Origin of the sequence: Winogradskyella poriferorum, from assembly GCF_050618035.1 — a bacterium.
Classification (GTDB): Bacteria; Bacteroidota; Bacteroidia; order Flavobacteriales; family Flavobacteriaceae; genus Winogradskyella; species Winogradskyella poriferorum_A.
Genome location: NZ_JBODPY010000200.1, coordinates 1 through 225, shown reverse-complemented (window position 1 = coordinate 225; position 225 = coordinate 1). Strand labels below are relative to the sequence as shown.

The 225-nt window shown below is 37.8% G+C and carries 1 pseudogene; it reads right to left on the bottom strand.

Going from position 1 to position 225, the window contains the following annotated elements:
• Positions 1 to 48 precede the first annotated feature (48 nt).
• Positions 49 to 225, bottom strand: a pseudogene (locus tag ACRHOC_RS15470) (GTP-binding protein); the annotation flags it as partial.

Sequence of the window (225 nt, the reverse complement as noted above, 5' to 3'; positions counted from 1 at the left end):
AATATCACCTGTATCCTCATCAGGGTTAGTACTTGGAAGGTCTATTTAATTGAGAACCGGAATAATTTCTATATCATTTACTAATGCTAAATATAGATTTGAAATGGTCTGTGCTTGAATACACTGTGCGGCATCAACTATTAGTAAAGCGCCTTCACAGGCGGCAATAGAACGAGTCCCTTCATAAGAAAAGTCAACGTGGCCAGGCGTATCAATAAGATTAAA